Consider the following 16,326-nt stretch of genomic DNA (forward strand, 5'->3'; position numbering starts at 1 on the left):
CGGCGGCACCTCGCCGTCACGACCGAGCCCGCGCTGTCGAGCGTCGTCGAGGACACCATCGATCGCGCGCTGTCGGAATGCGGAGGCAGCGTCGCCGAGGCGGCCAAGCGCCTCGGCATCCATCGCAGCACGCTGTACCGCCACCAGGCCAGGGCTCGCCCAGGCGGCCGCTGAAACCTGCGATTCCACCCTTGACTTCGTTGAAAGGTTCGCCATGAAGCAACTCACCCTCGCCGCCCTGATCGGCATCGTCGCGGCCGCGCCGCTCAGCGCCTTCGCCAAGGCTGACTGCAAGGCCTACCCCAAGGCCGAATGGATGAAGGAAGCCGATGCCAAGGCCAAGCTCGAAGGCCAGGGCTACACGATCAAAAAATTCAAGGTCGACGGCAACTGCTACGAGATCTACGGCAAGAACAAGGAAGGCAAGAAGGTCGAGATCTACTTCGACGCCAAGACGCTGGAGCCGGTGAAGTCCGAAATCGAGAAGTGAACCGATGCCCGCGCTGCCCGATGGCCGCGTCCGCGTGTGGGATGTCGTCGTTCGGCTGTGCCACTGGAGTCTCGCGGCGCTGGTGGTGCTGAATCTCGTGCGCGACGACGGCGACTGGTGGCACCGGCTCGCCGGCTACATCACCGTCGGCGTGGTGGCGGTGCGTTGCCTGTGGGCGGCGCTGCACCGGGGCCCGGGTGGCTGGCGCGCGCTGAAGCCCTCGATCGGCGACACGCTCGCCTACCTGCGCGGCGGCGCGCCGCGCACGCTGGCGCACAACCCGCTGGGCCTGTGGATGGTCTGGCTGCTGTGGCTGCTGGTGCTGCTGCTCGGGTTCACCGGGTGGATGAGCCGGCTCGATGCCTTCTGGGGCGACGAGCGCGTGCACGACCTGCACGCCTGGCTCGCGGACACCTTGCTGGCCTCGGTCGTGGTGCACCTGGCCGGCGTCGCCGTGATGAGCTGGCGCTGGCGCGAGAACCTGCCCGCGACGATGCTCAGCGGGCGCAAGCGCCCTCAGGCTGCGGCGCGCGCGGAACGAGGCAGGAAATAGCGCTTCGCCTTGGCTGAAAAGGCATACGCATGGGCCCACCACGCGAACAGTACCGGGAAGATGATGATGCGCCCCATGAACCCGCCGGCGCGCTCCGCGTCGTTCGCATACTGCGTGGTGTCGTGCCCGAAGATGGAGAACATCGCGACACCTGCAATGACGGCCAAGCCGAACCAGCGCCCGGCCCAGTGCCGCCGGTACACGCCGACAACCGCCAGCACCAGCAGGGCGAAGACTCCCACCCGCCATGCAAGCATCCAGGCAGCAGTGACCGGACTGATCGCCCCGATACGCGCTGCCATCACGAACTGAGCGCCGCGGATGAACCCCCAGCAGTAGAGCGTGATGCCCGCCAGCAGAAACAGCAGCAGGATCCAGACCGATATCGGACGGCGAACCGCTTCGTCCTTCGGGCCCTCGGTCATGGCACTGGCGGGCGGGCTGTAGGGATTTCGGATCATGGCGTCTGGTGTCTCGCGATCCGGCCATTCTGGCCTACGCCACCTGATGGTCCGAGGGCATCGCCGCGGGATCCATCCAGATCGCGCCCCACAGGTGCTGGTCGGGGTCGGCCAGATCCCGGCCGTACATGAAGCCGAGGTCCTGCACCGGGTTCACGTCGGCCTGGCCACCGTGCGCGGCAGCGGCCTGGTTCATCCGGTCGACGGCCTCCCGGCTGTCCACGGTCAGGCCCAGCATGACCCCGCTGGTGCCGACGGGTGGAAGCGGCCGCTCGGTGAAGGTGCGCCATTTGGCGTGGGTCAGCAGCATCGCGTGGATCGTCTCGCTCCAGACCATGCAGGCTGCGGTGTCGTCACTGAATTGCGGGTTCTGTTCGAATCCCAGCGCCTTGTAGAAGGCGACCGAGGCTGCGAGGTCGGTGACCGGAAGGCTCACGAAGATCATCTTTGTCACGGGGTTTCTCCTGGTGGTGCAACGAGGGCTGAATGAAGCGTCTGCGGTTTGCGGGCTTCATCCATGCGACGTTCGACGGCCGCCCGGATCGACAAGCTCATCGGCATCCCGATGCGTTAACGTTGCCGGTCCTGCTTCCTCGGCTCGACCCCATGCTTGGTTCTCGTCTGTTTCCCCTGCTCTTGCTGTCCCTCGCCGCCACCGCGGGAGCTCAAGACAGCGCACCGCTCGAACAGTCGCTGACGGGCCAGTGGGCCAGCACCGATCGACAGTTCGTGGAGTTCCGGGCGGACAAGACCTTCCGGATGTATCCCAAGTGTGGCCGCGAAGCCGAGGAGTGGAAGCAGCGCGGCACGCCGTTCCTGCCTGCCACCTGGGAAGTCGCCGACGGCAACCACCTGAAACTCACGGTGACACTCGAAGAGAAATCCAGGACCGTCGATTCGACCGTGATGCTGGCCGGCGACGAACTGCGCATCGTGGATGGCCAGGGCCGCACGACCGTGAATCGGCGCTACGTCGGCGCGTGGCCGCCCGCCTGCCCGGCCAATCCTTTGCGCTAGAAGCCCGTGCCCGATCATGTGTTCGCCGACCTGTACGAATCCGTGTGAATTCAGACCCCGCCGGCAAAGGCCCGTCGCACCGCCACGGCCGCAGCCCATTGCGCACCGCGCGCCTGCAGCAGAGCATCTTGCGCACGCAGGTGGCTGCGGTGCACGTCGAGCACGGTGTCCAGCCCGACGAGCCCGGCGTCGAACATGCGCCGGCTGCGGCGTGAGGCATCGGCGCCGGCACGCAACGCCTGTTCCAGCGCACTGACACTGGCGTCGGCCGCAACCTGCTGCACCAGCGCGATGTCCGCATCGGCCAGTGCACCCAGCATCGCCTTCTCGTACGCCGCCATGGCCTCCTCGGCCCGCGCCTCGTGGACCGCGATGTTCGCGCGGATGCGGCCACCATCGAGGATCGGCAGCGACACCGTCAGGCCGTAGCCGACGACCAGCGCGGGCGACGCACTGGCCCCATCCACACTCAGTCGCTCCTTGCGGCCGGCCCAGTCGAGCTGGATGCGTGGGTAGAGGTCTCGCTTGGCCACGCCGAGACGCGCCGCGGCGGCCTCGACCGCGCGGGCCTGCAGTTGCACATCGGGCCGACGCTCCAGCAGTTCGGCGGGCAGCGGCGCGAGCACGGTCGGCGCGCTGGCGGCGGTGCTGCCGGACACGGKACCCGGCTGCGTCGCACCCGTCAGCACGGCCAGTTGCCGCAGCCGGCTGCGCCGCGCACCTTGCAGCTGGGCCGCGCTGGCTTCTTCCTGGCGCAGCTCGGCAATGAGCCGGTCGACGTCCAGCGCGCTGGATTGACCGACCTCGAAGCGGCGCCGCGCCACCTCGATCTGCCGCTGCAGCGTCGTGGCAGCGTCAAGGCTCACAGCCTCGCGCTGCGCCAGCGCCTGGACCTCGAACCAGGCCGTGGCCACCTCAGCGGCAATGGCCACGCGCATCGCCTGATGCGCCAGCTCGGCGCCCTGCGCATCGCGCGTGGCGGCGGTGCTGGCCAGCCCCTTGGCACCGAACAGGTCCGCCTCCCAACTGGCACGAAAGCCGACAGCGGTGACGTCGGCCTTGGGGTCCGCGCTCGAATCGCGCCCCCGGCGCGCGCCCGCGGCCAGGCCGAGCTGTGGCAGGCGCTCCGCATCGGCCGCGTCGACCCCGGCGCGTGCCTGGGCCACGCGCGCCGCGGCGATGCGCAGGTCGCGGTTGGCGTGCAGCGCGGAGTCGATCAACGCATCGAGTTCAGCACTGCCGAAGTCGCGCCACCAGGCGTCGGGGGCACGACTGGCTCCAGGTGAAGCGGACGGCGTGTCGACGCTCCACGCGGCAGGCACCGCGAGCGAGGCCGCAGGGGGCACGACGGATGTGGCGCAGCCTGCCAAGGCCAGCAGCCAGGCGGCAACAGCACCGAGGTGGGTTCGAGCAAACGGGGGCATGAGCGATCTCCGGGGTTGACGGGTCAGAGTCAATTACTGTACTATACGTACAGTACAGTTTCAATCCTCAAGGAGGCCCGCATGACCAACCCACCCGGGCGCAGCAGCTCACGCGAAAAGCTGCTCGACGCCGCTGCCGGACTGATCTCGAAGCACAGCGTCCAGGAGATGACGCTCGAAGGCGTCGCCGCCGCCGCCGGGGTCACCAAGGGCGGCCTGATCTATCACTTCAAGACCAAGGACGAGCTGCTCGGCGCACTGGTCGAGCGCATGGTCGAGCTGCTCGACCAGCGCAGCCGGGCCAAGGCGGCCAAGCGCGGCGACACCACCAGTGCACTGCTGCAGGCCCTGGTCGACGACACCTTCGACATGCCGGCCAGCGAGAAGCTGCTGCTGACGAACCTGCTCGCCGCGGTCACCAGCTATCCGCACCTGCTCGGCCCCGTGCAGCAGTCCTATGACCGCCTGTACGGCGAGTTCGTCGACGCCGGCCCGCAGGCTGGCCTCGCGCTCGCCATCACGGCGGCGCTCGACGGCCTCTCGCTGCTCGAACTGCTGAACCTGCACCAGTTCARCAAGCGGCAGCGCGAAGCCATGCGCCAGGCGCTGCAGCAGCTCGCTCAGACCGTCACCTGATCAACCTCCTTTCCGGATTCACCACCATGTCACCGCATCACCACAAGGGCGCTGTTGTCGTCCTCCTGGCGGCCCTGCTCACCGCGTGCGCCAAGGAACCCACACCGTCCGTCGTCGTGCCGCGCCCCGTCAAGGTAGAAGTTGTTGCTGACGGCACCACGACGGCCAGCGAGGCCTTCATCGGCACACTGCGCGCGCGTCAGCGCGCCGATCTCGGCTTCGAATCTCCGGGGCGCATTGCCGTCATCCTCGTCGACGTCGGAGACCGCGTGCGTGCTGGCCAGGTGCTTGCGCGTCTGGAGGAATCGCCAGCTCGTTGGCGCCTCGACAAGGCCGAAGCCGACCGCGCCTCGGCTGCGACAGTGCTTGCAGAGCGCAGCACCCAGCTACGGCAGCACGAGTCGCTCGCGAAGGACCAGATCGTCTCGGCAACCACGCTGGAGTCGGTACAGACGCAGCATCAACTGGCGACCGGCCAACTGCAAGCCGCCGAGGCGGCGCTCGCATCGGCACGTCGGGATCTTGCGCTGATGCGCGTCACCGCACCGTTCGACGGCGAGATCGTCGCGCGAGCAGCCCAGCCGCACACCGACATCGCAGCCGGCCAGCCGATACTGCAGATCGAGGCGGGTCAGGCGCTGGAGGTGGTGGCGATGCTGCCCGAATCGGTGGCATCGCATCTCACGCCGGGCCAGGTCGCCACAGCTGGCTCGCTGCCGCTGACGCTGGAGCGGCTTTCGACCCGCAATGAGAACGGCTCGCTGGTACAGGCAGTCTTCCGCATCGCGGGTGCCGCCACGAGCTTGCGCAGCGGCAGTGTCGTCTCGGTGGAACTGCCGCGCAAGGCGAACGCCGCGCTCTCGGTACCCGCTCCCGCGCTGCTGGCCGGAGCGGGCCCAGGCACAGCGAGCGTCTTCCTGCTCGATAGCACCAAACATCAACTCGTGCGCCGTGCCATCCAGATCGGCGACGGCGTGCTCCCGGGCGGTCGCCTGCCGGTGAAGGCGGGCCTGGCCGCAGGCGACCAGGTCGTCGTCGCCGGCGTCGCCTTCCTGAACGAAGGCCAGGCCGTGGTGCGGCAGGAGCCGCAGACGCTGCTGCACGGAGCGCAACCATGAGGCTCACCGAATCGGCGCTCGGCGCCAGCCGGCTGACCTTCTTCGTGGCCGCGCTGGTGCTGGTGGCCGGCGTGCTGGCCTTCCTGAAGTTCCCGTCGCAGGAGGAGCCTTCCACCACCATCCGCGACGCGATGATCTTCGTCGCCAACCCCGGGTTGCCGGTCGAGCGCATGGAGCAGCTCGTCGCCCGGCCGCTGGAAGAGCGGCTGCGCCAGCTGCCCGAGTTGAAGCACGTGGCGAGCGTGGTGCGCACCGGCAATGTCATCGTGCAGGTGACGGCGCACGAGAGCGTGTCCGACCTGCCGGCGGTCTGGCAGAAGCTGCGCGCCAAGGTGGCCGAGGTGTCGCCGCAGTTTCCGGACGGCACGCTGCCGGCGGACATCAACGACGACTTCGGCCGCGTGGCGGTGGCCTCCATCGCCGTCACCGCGCCCGGCTTCGCGATGAGCGAGATGCGCCAGCCGCTCAAGCAGCTGCGCGACCGGCTGTACGAGCTGCCCGGCGTGCAGGGCGTCAGCTTCCACGGCCTGCAGGACGAACGCGTCTACATCGAGTTCGACCGCGCGCGCCTCGCCGGGCTGGGCCTCGGGGCACCGGCCGTGCTGCAGCAACTGCAGCAACAGAACGTCGTGCTCTCCGCCGGCCAGGCGGTGCTCGGCGGTTTGAACAGCGCGCTGGTGGCCTCGGGCGAGATCAGGTCGCTGGAGGCGCTGCGCAATGTCGTGCTGAGCGTGCCCGAACGCGGCGGCCACCACGACGCGACCCTGCGCCTGTCGGACATCGCCAGCATCCGCGTGCTGCCGGCCGATCCGCCGGAATCGTCCGCGGTCTACCAGGGCGAGCCGGCCGTGGTGCTGGGTGTATCGATGCGCGCGGGCCAGAACGTGCAGGCCTTCGGCCAGGCGCTGAAGGCGCGCGTGGCCGAACTGCAGCAACTGCTGCCGGCCGGCTTCACGCTCGAGTACGTGACCTTCCAGGCCGACGTGGTCGGGCGCGAGATGGGCAAGATGAACCGCGTGATGGGCGAGACCATCGTCATCGTGATGGCGGTGGTCGTGCTGTTCCTGGGCTGGCGCGCCGGGCTCGTGGTCGGCAGCATCGTGCCGCTGACCATCCTGGGCACGCTGGTGGCGATGCAGATGCTGTCGATCGAGCTGCACAACGTCTCGATGGCGGCCATCATCATCGCGCTGGGCCTGCTGGTGGACAACGGCATCGTGATCGCCGAAGACATCGAACGGCGCCTCGCGGCCGGCGAAGCCCGTCGCCAGGCCTGCATCGATGCGGGCCGCACGCTGGCCATCCCGCTGCTCACCTCGTCGCTGGTGATCATCTTCGCGTTCTCGCCGTTCTTCTTCGGCCACACCTCGATCAACGAGTACCTGCGACCGCTGGTGATCGTGCTCGCGCTGTCGCTGCTGGGCTCGTGGCTGTTCTGCCTGACGGTGACGCCGCTGCTGTGCTACCACTTCCTCCAGCCTTCGCACCACGCCGCACAGGGCGAGCCGGCCGCCGAGTCGCGTTTCTACCGCGGCTACCGGCGCGTCATCGGCCAGGTGCTCGACCACAAGGCGGTGTTCCTTGGCGCGATGGGGGTGATGTTCACGCTCGCGATGGCCATGCTGGCCAGCGTGCCCGCGGGCTTCCTGCCGCCGTCCGACCGGCCGCAGTACCAGATCGCCATCGAACTGCAGCCCGGCAGCGATTCGCGTGCCACGCTCTCCACCGTGCAGGCCATCAGCCGCTGGTTGGCCGACAGGAAGGCCAACCCCGAGGTGACGACCAGCATCGGCTACGTGGCCGACGGCGGGCCGCGCATCATCCTCGGACTGAACCCGCCGCTGCCGGCTTCGCACATCGGCTACTTCACCGTGGGCGTGAACGGCAAGGAGGCGCTCGACCCGATGATCGTGCGCACCCGTGCCTGGCTGGCACAGGCCCACCCGGAGCTGCGCGCCGATGTGAAGCGCTTCTCGCTGGGCGCGACCGACGCCGGCACCGTGGCCTACCGCATCGCCGGCCCGGACGAGCACGAGTTGCGCCGACTGGGCGAGCAGCTGCAGACCGCGCTGCGCGGCGTGCCCGGCGTGGTCGGCGTGCGCGACGACTGGGACGGCCGCGTGCCGCGCCTGGACGTGCAGATCGACCAGCGCAAGGCGCGGCGCCTGGGCATCACCAGTGAGGACGTGGCCACCTCGCTGGGTGCGCGCTTCAGCGGCCTGGCCGTCTCGGCGCTGCGCGACGGCGACACGCTGGTGCCGCTGGTCGTGCGCGGCTCCGAGGCCGAGCGCCAGCGGCCCGAGGAGGTGGTGAACAGCCTGGTCTACCCGGCCTCCGGTGCCGCGCCGGTGCCGTTGTCGGCGGTGGCGACGCTCACGGTCAACTCGGAGCCCTCGGTCATTCGCCGCCGCGACCTGTCGCGCACGCTGACCGTGCAGGGCCGCAGCGAAACGCAGACCGCGCAGCAGGTGGTGGACCGACTCGCGCCGACCGTGGCAGCGCTCGCGCTGCCGCCGGGCTACCGCATCGAGCTGGGTGCCGAGATCGAAGACGCGGCCGAGGCCAACGCCGCGCTCGGCGACTACCTGCCGCACGCCGTGGTGGCGATGCTGATCCTCTTCGTCTGGCAGTTCGGCTCGTTCCGCAAGCTGGCGCTGATCCTCGCCATCATCCCGTTCGCACTGATCGGCGTGGCCCCCGCGTTGAAACTCGCCGGCGAGCCGCTGGGCTTCATGGCCAACTTCGGCCTGCTCTCGCTGGCCGGCATCATCGTCAACAACGCCGTGCTGCTGCTCGAGCGCATCGAGGCCGAACTGCACGCCGGCCGCGCGATGCGCGAAGCGGTGGTGGCCTCGGCGGTGCAGCGGCTGCGGCCGATCGTCATGACCAAGCTGACCTGCGTCGCCGGCCTGGTCCCGCTGCTGCTGTTCGGCGGGCCGCTGTGGTCGGGCATGGCGGTCACCATCATCGGCGGCCTGGCACTGGGCACGCTGGTCACCCTCGGGCTGGTGCCGGTGCTGTACGAGCTGCTGTTCGGCGGGCGGCTCGCGCGCTGGCTGGCGCGCGCGGACGGCACCCCTGCTACATCCCCTTCGACCGCTTTCCCTGCTGATTCTTCTCCCTCTGCAACGACATGAATCCACGCCAGTTCGTCTCACCCCTTCTCGTGCTGGCCGTCTCGCTCACGCAAGCAGGTCCCGTCGCGGCCGCCGAACCACGCCTGGAAGGCGACATCGGCCTCGGCGCGATGCGTTCGCAGACCCAGACACGTGGCGTGCAGCCGAAGACCGAGGCCCTGCCGTACCTGAACTTCGAGTACGGCCCCGTCTTCGCCCGCGTCGACACCTTCGGCATCAAGGCATTTCCGCTGGGCTACGGCCATGTCGAGCTCGTCGGCCAGTACCGCGGCGATGGCTACGATTCGACGGTGCTGAGCCGGCGCCAGGATTCGCTGCCGCTGGGCCTGGGCACGCTGCAGATCACGCCGATCGGCGCGTTCGGGCTGCAGGTGTTGCACGACCTCGGCAAGTCTGGTGGGAACCTCGTGCAGGCGCGCTACCTGGCCGAGTTGCCGCTGGGGCGGGTCACCGTCTACCCGGAGCTGGGCGCCGAATACCAGTCCCGGGCCTACACGGGCTACTACCGCGGCACGAGGAGCGCCGATGCCGCAGCGCTGGGGCAGGCGTATCAACCGGGGTCCGCCTTGAACCCCTACGTCGGCGCCATGGTCGAGGCGCGGCTCGCGGACCGGTGGTATCTCGACGCCTACGTGCGGCGGACCTTTGCCGACGATTCGATCGCACGCAGCCCGCTGGTCGTCACAGCTCACGTGAGTTCGCTGCTGCTGGCCGTGAGCTACCGCTTCTGAGGCGGGGGGCTGACATATCGTCAGGGCGTGAACGGGAAGGTGGCCTCGAAACTTTTCAGCTCTTCAGCGAGCGTCCCGCGGCTGCGGAAATGCCGGCCGGCCTTCCCGTACCAATACTCGGCGTCTTCCAGGTCACCCTCCTGAACGTGCAGGATGCCGTGCAGCCAGGCCGCCAGGGGCGAGTCGTCCTGTTGAACGAGGTTGTGCGCCTCGGTCCATTGCCCGGCCTGCAGGTGAGCCAGGACCTGACGAAGATGGGCGGGGTTCATGGCACCAGCCGAGTTCACGGCGCACAGCCGTCGAGGCCGCAGACCAAGGGCGCGTCGCCCGTCGCTGCCGCCGTGGCACCACCCACCTGCTGCGTCAGCCAGCTGCGCCAGGCCTCCGGCTGGCCGAGGTAGGGGCCGATGTCCACGAGGGTGAAACGGGCCTCGCGCTCCAGCGCGAAGGTCGGGAAGCCCTGGCCACCGATGCGCCTCAGCAGCGCCCGGCTCTGTTCGATGTGTGCCTGCGTGGCAGCGCCCTGGAGGCGCTGGTACGCGATGCCGAAGGCCTCGACGTCCAGCCCGAGTGCCGCGGCCAGTTGCTCGAGCACGGCGGGGTCGGCGATGCGACGGCCTTCGACGTAGTGCGCCTGCAGCAGGCGCGACAGCATGTCCAATCCGGTGCCGGCCTGTTCGGCGGCGGCCAGCATCGCGGTGATGGGCGGCGCTGAATCCAGCACGGCGCCGGTGTCACGCAGCAGGCCGTCGAAGTAGGCCTGCCCGAACGGCTGACCACTGGCCTGCGCGATGCGATGGTCGTGGGTCATCACGAACTGTCGCAACTCGGGGGTGACCGCACGTCGTGCTGCGCCCGCCATCATGCCGCCGCCGTGCGCCTGCACGCGAAGCGTGTCGCGGGCCGCGCGGACCAGCGGCGCGGCGCCGTAGCACCAGCCGCACAGCGGATCGTGGATGTAGTGCAGGGTCGGATCGCTCATGGCGCACTCAGTACATCGGACGCTTGTTGACGGCGTCGGCGGGCACGGCCTGCATCACGTCCCAGTGCTCGGCGATCAGGCCCTTCTCGACGCGGAAGATGTCGACGATCACCATCTCCGGCGCGTCGCCCCTCTTCGGCGAGCGGGTCTGCACGAAGACGAGGTCGCCCTCGGCCGCCACCCGCAGGAACTCGATCCTGGATTTGGGCGCGTTGAGCAGCCCGATCTTCTCGACGAACTGCTTCACGGCCTCGGTGCCGTCGCCGATGTAGGGGTTGTGCTGGATGTAGTCCTTGGACCAATAGCGGTCAAGGACGGTCAGGTCGTGGTCACCGAACAGCCCTTGATAGGCCTTCAGCACCAGGGCCTTGTTCGCTGCGGCCTGGCCGTGGGCCTTCGGCGCGGCCTGGGTGCCGGGCTTCGCTTCGGCGGCCCGGGCAGCCGGCAGCATCGTCGCGGCGGCAAGCGCCAGCGCACACGTCGCTGCGGGCAGGAGGGCCAGGCCCAGGGTCTTGAAGGTCGTCATCGGATGCTCCAGCGAGTGCGGTTGTCGGTGGGCAGACTGTAGTGAGCCGGATGCGATGGATAAACGCCGCTTTGCTCAAAAGATTGTCAACTTGATCGAATCAATCCGTGGACGCATCACTGCGTTCAAGGCTTGAGTCACGCCCGCCTGGCTGCATCCGCCTCCATCGCCTTGACGACGAGATCGGCCACCGCCTCCGCCTCGTCGCCCGGCTTCTTGTGCAGACCCTGCACGGTTCCGCGTCGGTCCTGGATCGCTTCGTCCTGGCTGACCTTCAGCTTGCCTTCCAGTCGTTCGATCGGCAGCTCGATTCCGACGATGACGCCCATCAGCTTGTCGATGAACGAGCGGGGCGCGTCGCTCACGGACCACGGCGCCGACTGGCGAGCCTCGTGAGCGTCGGTGAGCCGGCTCAGCATGTCGAGCATCCATTCACGGTCCTCGATCGCGCGCGCAACGCCGTGGGCGTGCGCCACCACGTAGTTCCAGGTGGGCACGACCTGGCCGTGCTCCGTCTTGCCCGGGTACCAGCCCGGTGTGATGTAGGCCTGCGGCCCCTGGAACATCACGACCGAGGGCGTGGCAGCGTCCAGTTCGCGCCAGACCCCGTTGGCACGAGCGACATGCCCGATCAACGTGCCGTGCGGCCCGCGGCTGCGATCCAGGAGGAAGGGAACATGGTTCGCGATGAGACCCTCGCGGCCGTGGCACACCCAGGCACCCAGCGGGTGGGATGCGATCAACGAAAAGATCGCTTCGCGATCCGTGAGTTGGTGCGACGGGTTCACGTACATGGGGGTGCCTCAGATTCCAATGAGAGCGTATCGCACCCGGAAGATCGGGGCTCCCCAGAACTCACCGCCAACATTCGCGCCGCGCTTCGCGGTCCGTCGGAGCATCGGCCAGGCGCAGACCGGACAGGTTTCTGCGTCAGTATCGGGTGGTTCTCACTGCGCCAGCCTCTTGATCAACCGATACATGAACTCCCGCCCGTCGTACAGCCGCTGCACGCCGATGTGCTCGTTCAAGCCATGCACCCCCGTGTTGAGCGGGTCGGCGAACAGGCCCGACACGCCATACATCGGGATGCCCACTTCGCGAAAGTGACGGCTGTCGGTGGTGGACACGCCCATCGTCGGGATCACCGGCACGCCGGGCCACAGCTCGGCGCTCACTGCCTCAATGGGGCCGATCACGTCGGGCCGCAGCGGCGAAGCGGGCGCCGTCGCTTCGCCCTCGCGTGTCAGCGTCACCTTCAGCTTGGGGCCGGCGATCTCGGTGAGCTTGCGGGTGACGAAGCCCAGATCCTCGTCGGGCAACATCCGGCAGTTGACGCTGGCCTTGGCGCTCTGCGCCAGCGCGTTGGGTGCGTGGCCGGCGTTCAGCATCGTTCAGCCGCACCGGGAACTGGTACTGCCGCAGCCGCGTCAGCGCCTCCGCCAGGTCGTAGATGGTGTTGTCCACCGTCGGCCGCGCGCTGTGGCCACCGGGGCCGGTCGCCTCGAACTCGGCCTGCACGTAGGTCTTCTCGGCGATCTGCACGATGTGCGAGAGCGGTTTGCCGTCCTTCAGTTCGCCGCGCCCGCCCTCGTTGATGCCGAACTCCGCCTCCACCCATGCGCGCCGGTTCTTCAGCAGCCAGCTGGCCCCGTTGGCGGGGGTGTCGCCTTTCTCCTCGTCGGCCGTGAGCGCCAGGACGATGTCGCGGTTCGGCGCGAAGCCTTCCTTCTTCAACTGCCCCAGCACCGAGACGAAGATCGACGCCATCGCCTTGTCGTCGATGCTGCCGCGGGCGGTGAAGGTGCCGTCCTTCTCCTGCAGCTTGAAGGGGTCCGTCTTCCAGTCGCTGCGCTTGGCCTCGACCACGTCGATGTGGGCCAGCAGCAGCAGGGGCTTCTTCGCACCGCTGCCTTTGTAGCGCGCCACCAGGTTGCCCTTGCGCGGGAAGGGCGCGATCATCTCCACCTCGGCGGCCGTGAAGCCGGCGTCGAGCAGGCGCTTGTGCATGGCCTGCGCCGCCAGGGTGGTGTCGCCCTCCGAATCCGTGGTGTTGATCTCGACCAGCTCCTGGTAGATGGAGCGGAACAGCTGCTGCTGCGCCGTCAGGTCCGCCGCATTGGCCTGCGCGGCAAACAGCGCCAGCGCTGCGGCAAAGGGCAGGGCAGCTCGCTGCATCCGGGTGGCTTGTCCGTCCATCGGGTCCACTCCTTGTCGGTCACTGGATGCAGCCATCATGCCTTCATCGCCGCGACGAGCCAGTCCAGCTGGCCACGGACGCGCGCGGAGGTGAGGTGGTCGAGGTAGTCGCGCGAGCTCACGATCTGGCCGTCGCGCACCCGGATCACGAAGATGCCGGGAATCGAGAACGGCTCATCCGCGCCCTCCACGGTCCCCTGGTACTCGAACTCGGCGATGATGACTTCGGGGTCCTTCGTCTCGTGGACGACGATGTTGGTCGCCTTGCGGTTCAGCCGCGGGCTGGCATCGTTGGGCCGGAAGTGTTCGCGCAGCTCGTCCCGGGTGCGCAGGGCGGGGGCGCGAAGCGGGTGAAACGGGTGCACGACGTCGGTCTGCTCGGCATAAAGGTCGGGCAACTCATCCCAGCGGCCCTCCGCGACGCCGTTGACCAATGCGAGGAACACTTCTTTCGGGGTGAGGGGCGGGGGCATTCGATTCTCCGTTTTGTTCACCATGATGTCGAAAGACGGGCCGGAACGCCGACCCATGAGCTGCAGCGGCTCGGCGGCTGGAAGACTGGCACGATATGGTCGAGCGGTATGCGCACGCAGCGCCAGAAGCATTGCAGGGCGCGGCCCTGCGACTGGATGCGTTCTTTGGCTGCGCTGCGGCTGCGCCGGAAGATCGGGACTCCTGGCAAACAGCGCCAAGACCTTGATCGCATTGGTAGGCCGTGTTGGACTTGAACCAACGACCAAAGGATTATGAGACGGTTACCGCTCCCTTTCGATACCCGGCCATGGGGCACGCGCACTATGAGGGAGGGAGCGGCGGGGCGTGTTGGATCTCTGACAGGCGACTGGCGTAGCTACGCAGTGGCTACGTCACCAGGTCCGTGCGCGACGCCTTGGTTCGTAGTTCTGCCGCCGCGCGTAACTTGTTGATTCATAAGGTTCGGCTCTTGGAAGAGAGTCGCACCATTGCCCTGGTGTGCGTTGCCTCGCACCAGCCAGTCCCCCAAAAATCCCCCACATCTCCGGCCGCTATGCGGCGGTTGCCGTCGTTCGCCTCGCGCTATCGACCGGCTGCTTGCTGCCTCAAAGCGGTCGCTGCAGCGTTCGGGAGTCAGCTGAACGACCGTTCAAGCGACGTGCCACTCGAGGGCGCTAGTCGACGCGCCGTGCCGCCAGTGAATCAGAGGACGTTGAACGTCCGCTGCGCGCGTGCGCGAACTGGAGCTATCGACCCACTGCTGACATTCAGGTCGCCGATCTCGAGGGCAAACAGCGGTCGCTCATCGTTTGACATGAGCTGCATGACCCATGCTTGCCGGGCACCGATCACATCGACACGGCCTCATGCGCTCATGAGCGCTGAGCATCGGCTCCAGTCGCCTCCTCGGTCCCGCTGGGCACAAAGCTCGCGCCGTGGGCGCTGAGGTACTCGCGAATGAGGCGGCGAACCACCTGGGATGGGGTGACGTCCTGCTTCGCGCACAGGGCTTCGAAAGCCTTCTTCTTTGCCGGATCGATCAAGACCGTTAGGCGGGCAGTTTTTTGCTCCATACATGCTCCATATGTTAATCAAATTATAATTGCAATCGTATGTGAAGCAAATTAGATTGGAGCGCCCTGAAATCAGCGACGCGTTGCAGGTCACACCGCCTCGTCAGCCAGGGCAACCCGATCCTTCCGTTCTTGACGGGCCATTGGCCCGCTCCTTCTCGACCATGGCACTCCACTTCCTGCTGCGCTTGACCGGAAACCATCGCACCCGAGCGGCCGATCGCCAGCTCGGCGGGATCCTGGCGTTCGTCGCCGGGGCCATCAATGCAGGGGGATTCTTGGCAGTGCAGCGCTACACCTCGCACATGACGGGCATTGTTTCCGGCGTCGCAGACGACTTGGCCACAGGTGGATTTGCGCTGGCACTGGTCGGCGCGGTGTCGCTGATGGCCTTCGTGTCCGGTGCCGCATGCACCGCCCTGCTGATCAACTGGGCGCGTCGACGTCAGATGGACAGCAAGTACGCCTTGGCCTTGCTGTTGGAAGCTGGACTCTTGTTGTTGTTCGGCCTGGTGGGCGCCAATCTCCAGTCGCTCGGGCACTTGCTCGTGCCAACCGCGGTGCTGCTCCTGTGCTTCATCATGGGCCTGCAGAACGCCATCGTCACCAAGCTTTCCCAGGCGGAGATTCGGACCACCCATATGACCGGTGTGGTGACCGACCTGGGCATCGAATTGGGACGGCTGATCTACTGGAACCGCATCAACACGGCCAACGAGATCCATTTCGTCCGGGCCAACCGCGACAAGCTGTTCATCCACGCGCTCGTACTGGGCTTGTTCTTTGTCGGCGGCTTGGTGGGTGCCGTGGCCTTCAAGCATTTCGGCTTTTCTGCCACGCTTCCTCTTGCGTTGCTGCTGGTCATCATGGCGTCGCCGCCCTTGATCGTCGACATCCAGCGGGCTTAGGTCAGGGGCCAATTCTTCGAACCGGCATGACCCCATCCCCAGGCGCACACATGCCGCTCTTCCGTATCCCAGCATGCGCCCCCAGGCGCTCAGAAAATGCCTGACTCCGCTGACAGCAACCAATACGTCAAGCCCTTCGTCTACGAAACGTTGACCTCAAAGGCCTTGCACTTCACCATCTCCGAAATCCAGAGCCGCATGCAGACCTTGCGCCCGAATGCACTGGATCTCGCATACACGCGCACGATGATGGGCTTCCTGCTGTTCAACCACGAGCCCGCCACCCTGGCCATGATCGGGCTAGGAGGCGGCTCGATGGCAAAGTTCTGCCACCGCTATCTGCCCACTACCCGCATCAAGGTGATCGAGATCAATCCGCATGTGATTGCCTTGCGCGATGAATTCCAGGTGCCACGCGATGACGAACGCTTCAAGGTGCGCCGCGGCGACGGTGCGGAATTCGTTCGCTCTGCACCGTATCGGCTGGACGTCTTGCTGGTGGACGGTTTCGATTACGAGGGCCAGCCACCGGCGCTGTGCTCTCAGCGCTTCTACGACGATTGCTACGACGCACTGCAACCCGACGGCCTGATGGTGGTC

The 16,326-nt window shown here is 67.4% G+C and carries 19 protein-coding genes and 1 pseudogene; 10 read left to right on the top strand and 10 right to left on the bottom strand.

Translation table 11 applies throughout. The features are described 5' to 3' along the window. The first annotated feature begins 69 nt into the window (after window positions 1-69). From AC1D01_RS04440 to AC1D01_RS04450, 3 genes are read left to right on the top strand one after another with little or no spacing between them, the layout of a single operon-like run. On the top strand, window positions 70-174 hold the full coding sequence (locus tag AC1D01_RS04440; RefSeq protein WP_477864887.1) for a helix-turn-helix domain-containing protein: 105 nt from the start codon (window positions 70-72) through the stop codon (window positions 172-174). 40 nt (window positions 175-214) lie between these two features. Then, complete coding sequence (locus AC1D01_RS04445; RefSeq protein WP_477864869.1) at window positions 215-490, top strand: PepSY domain-containing protein; 276 nt, start codon at window positions 215-217, stop codon at window positions 488-490. A gap of 4 nt (window positions 491-494) precedes the next feature. Further along, window positions 495-1,043, top strand: coding sequence for a cytochrome b/b6 domain-containing protein (locus AC1D01_RS04450; protein ID WP_477864870.1), 549 nt, complete (start codon window positions 495-497; stop codon window positions 1,041-1,043). Here AC1D01_RS04450 and AC1D01_RS04455 read toward each other — a convergent pair. Together AC1D01_RS04455 and AC1D01_RS04460 are read right to left on the bottom strand one after the other, a co-directional pair. Next, window positions 1,007-1,504 (bottom strand): hypothetical protein, encoded by a 498-nt coding sequence (locus AC1D01_RS04455; protein WP_477864871.1) that lies wholly within the window; start codon window positions 1,502-1,504, stop codon window positions 1,007-1,009. The two genes, AC1D01_RS04450 and AC1D01_RS04455, sit on opposite strands and share 37 nt — an antisense overlap. A 34-nt stretch (window positions 1,505-1,538) precedes the next feature. Further along, entirely contained in the window at window positions 1,539-1,958 is a 420-nt protein-coding gene (locus tag AC1D01_RS04460; RefSeq protein WP_477864872.1) for a VOC family protein, read from the bottom strand. 32 nt (window positions 1,959-1,990) lie between these two features. On the opposite strand from AC1D01_RS04460, the gene AC1D01_RS04465 reads away from it, so the two are divergent. Further along, on the top strand, window positions 1,991-2,521 hold the full coding sequence (locus AC1D01_RS04465; RefSeq protein WP_477864873.1) for a hypothetical protein: 531 nt from the start codon (window positions 1,991-1,993) through the stop codon (window positions 2,519-2,521). A 50-nt stretch (window positions 2,522-2,571) separates the two neighbouring features. On the opposite strand, the gene AC1D01_RS04470 is transcribed toward AC1D01_RS04465, so the two are convergent. Beyond that, window positions 2,572-3,945, bottom strand: coding sequence for a TolC family protein (locus AC1D01_RS04470; protein WP_477864874.1), 1,374 nt, complete (start codon window positions 3,943-3,945; stop codon window positions 2,572-2,574). 81 nt (window positions 3,946-4,026) lie between these two features. On the opposite strand from AC1D01_RS04470, the gene AC1D01_RS04475 reads away from it, so the two are divergent. The 4 genes from AC1D01_RS04475 to AC1D01_RS04490 are packed head-to-tail and all read left to right on the top strand — an operon-like array spanning window position 4,027 to window position 9,567. Further along, window positions 4,027-4,581, top strand: a complete 555-nt coding sequence (locus AC1D01_RS04475) for a TetR/AcrR family transcriptional regulator (protein WP_477864875.1) — start codon at window positions 4,027-4,029, stop codon at window positions 4,579-4,581. A gap of 26 nt (window positions 4,582-4,607) precedes the next feature. Further along, window positions 4,608-5,699, top strand: a complete 1,092-nt coding sequence (locus AC1D01_RS04480) for an efflux RND transporter periplasmic adaptor subunit (protein WP_477864876.1) — start codon at window positions 4,608-4,610, stop codon at window positions 5,697-5,699. Continuing rightward, window positions 5,696-8,836, top strand: coding sequence for an efflux RND transporter permease subunit (locus tag AC1D01_RS04485; RefSeq protein WP_477864877.1), 3,141 nt, complete (start codon window positions 5,696-5,698; stop codon window positions 8,834-8,836). Before AC1D01_RS04480 ends, AC1D01_RS04485 begins: the two co-directional genes overlap by 4 nt. Continuing rightward, entirely contained in the window at window positions 8,833-9,567 is a 735-nt protein-coding gene (locus AC1D01_RS04490; RefSeq protein ID WP_477864878.1) for a MipA/OmpV family protein, read from the top strand. The genes AC1D01_RS04485 and AC1D01_RS04490 overlap by 4 nt, the downstream gene beginning before the upstream one ends. Before the next feature lie 20 nt (window positions 9,568-9,587). On the opposite strand, the gene AC1D01_RS04495 is transcribed toward AC1D01_RS04490, so the two are convergent. From AC1D01_RS04495 to AC1D01_RS04525, 7 genes and pseudogenes are all read right to left on the bottom strand, one after another. Further along, window positions 9,588-9,836: a hypothetical protein gene (locus AC1D01_RS04495; RefSeq protein WP_477864879.1), complete on the bottom strand. Its 249-nt coding sequence runs from the start codon at window positions 9,834-9,836 to the stop codon at window positions 9,588-9,590. A gap of 14 nt (window positions 9,837-9,850) precedes the next feature. Beyond that, on the bottom strand, window positions 9,851-10,549 hold the full coding sequence (locus tag AC1D01_RS04500) for a DsbA family protein (RefSeq protein ID WP_477864880.1): 699 nt from the start codon (window positions 10,547-10,549) through the stop codon (window positions 9,851-9,853). Between the two features lie 7 nt (window positions 10,550-10,556). Next, complete coding sequence (locus AC1D01_RS04505; protein ID WP_477864881.1) at window positions 10,557-11,075, bottom strand: nuclear transport factor 2 family protein; 519 nt, start codon at window positions 11,073-11,075, stop codon at window positions 10,557-10,559. Between the two features lie 137 nt (window positions 11,076-11,212). Continuing rightward, window positions 11,213-11,869, bottom strand: coding sequence for an FMN-binding negative transcriptional regulator (locus tag AC1D01_RS04510; RefSeq protein ID WP_477864882.1), 657 nt, complete (start codon window positions 11,867-11,869; stop codon window positions 11,213-11,215). Window positions 11,870-12,022: 153 nt separating this feature from the next. Then, window positions 12,023-13,271: pseudogene (locus tag AC1D01_RS04515) on the bottom strand (M20/M25/M40 family metallo-hydrolase). Window positions 13,272-13,306: 35 nt separating this feature from the next. Continuing rightward, window positions 13,307-13,876, bottom strand: coding sequence for a nuclear transport factor 2 family protein (locus tag AC1D01_RS04520; protein ID WP_477864883.1), 570 nt, complete (start codon window positions 13,874-13,876; stop codon window positions 13,307-13,309). Window positions 13,877-14,617: 741 nt separating this feature from the next. After that, entirely contained in the window at window positions 14,618-14,818 is a 201-nt protein-coding gene (locus tag AC1D01_RS04525; RefSeq protein WP_477864884.1) for a CopG family transcriptional regulator, read from the bottom strand. Window positions 14,819-14,982: 164 nt separating this feature from the next. Between AC1D01_RS04525 and AC1D01_RS04530 the strand changes: the two genes are divergently transcribed. After that, window positions 14,983-15,726, top strand: a complete 744-nt coding sequence (locus AC1D01_RS04530; protein WP_477864885.1) for a YoaK family protein — start codon at window positions 14,983-14,985, stop codon at window positions 15,724-15,726. A gap of 96 nt (window positions 15,727-15,822) precedes the next feature. Next, window positions 15,823-16,326 (top strand): spermine/spermidine synthase domain-containing protein (locus AC1D01_RS04535; protein ID WP_477864886.1); only part of this gene is annotated, 504 nt, incomplete at its 3' end.

The organism is Rhizobacter sp. P3_B12 (assembly GCF_056402895.1).

What these genes read in the sequence shown, in the direction of transcription:
- AC1D01_RS04465 (WP_477864873.1), top strand. Translation starts at nt 1,991, where the DNA reads ATGAAGCGTCTGCGGTTTGCGGGCTTCATCCATGCGACGTTCGACGGC.
- AC1D01_RS04485 (WP_477864877.1), top strand. Translation starts at nt 5,696, where the DNA reads ATGAGGCTCACCGAATCGGCGCTCGGCGCCAGCCGGCTGACCTTCTTC.
- AC1D01_RS04505 (WP_477864881.1), bottom strand. Translation starts at nt 11,075, where the DNA reads ATGACGACCTTCAAGACCCTGGGCCTGGCCCTCCTGCCCGCAGCGACG.
- AC1D01_RS04510 (WP_477864882.1), bottom strand. Translation starts at nt 11,869, where the DNA reads ATGTACGTGAACCCGTCGCACCAACTCACGGATCGCGAAGCGATCTTT.
- AC1D01_RS04480 (WP_477864876.1), top strand. Translation starts at nt 4,608, where the DNA reads ATGTCACCGCATCACCACAAGGGCGCTGTTGTCGTCCTCCTGGCGGCC.
- AC1D01_RS04495 (WP_477864879.1), bottom strand. Translation starts at nt 9,836, where the DNA reads ATGAACCCCGCCCATCTTCGTCAGGTCCTGGCTCACCTGCAGGCCGGG.
- AC1D01_RS04490 (WP_477864878.1), top strand. Translation starts at nt 8,833, where the DNA reads ATGAATCCACGCCAGTTCGTCTCACCCCTTCTCGTGCTGGCCGTCTCG.
- AC1D01_RS04525 (WP_477864884.1), bottom strand. Translation starts at nt 14,818, where the DNA reads ATGGAGCAAAAAACTGCCCGCCTAACGGTCTTGATCGATCCGGCAAAG.
- AC1D01_RS04530 (WP_477864885.1), top strand. Translation starts at nt 14,983, where the DNA reads ATGGCACTCCACTTCCTGCTGCGCTTGACCGGAAACCATCGCACCCGA.
- AC1D01_RS04455 (WP_477864871.1), bottom strand. Translation starts at nt 1,504, where the DNA reads ATGATCCGAAATCCCTACAGCCCGCCCGCCAGTGCCATGACCGAGGGC.
- AC1D01_RS04450 (WP_477864870.1), top strand. Translation starts at nt 495, where the DNA reads ATGCCCGCGCTGCCCGATGGCCGCGTCCGCGTGTGGGATGTCGTCGTT.
- AC1D01_RS04445 (WP_477864869.1), top strand. Translation starts at nt 215, where the DNA reads ATGAAGCAACTCACCCTCGCCGCCCTGATCGGCATCGTCGCGGCCGCG.
- AC1D01_RS04500 (WP_477864880.1), bottom strand. Translation starts at nt 10,549, where the DNA reads ATGAGCGATCCGACCCTGCACTACATCCACGATCCGCTGTGCGGCTGG.
- AC1D01_RS04520 (WP_477864883.1), bottom strand. Translation starts at nt 13,876, where the DNA reads ATGCTTCTGGCGCTGCGTGCGCATACCGCTCGACCATATCGTGCCAGT.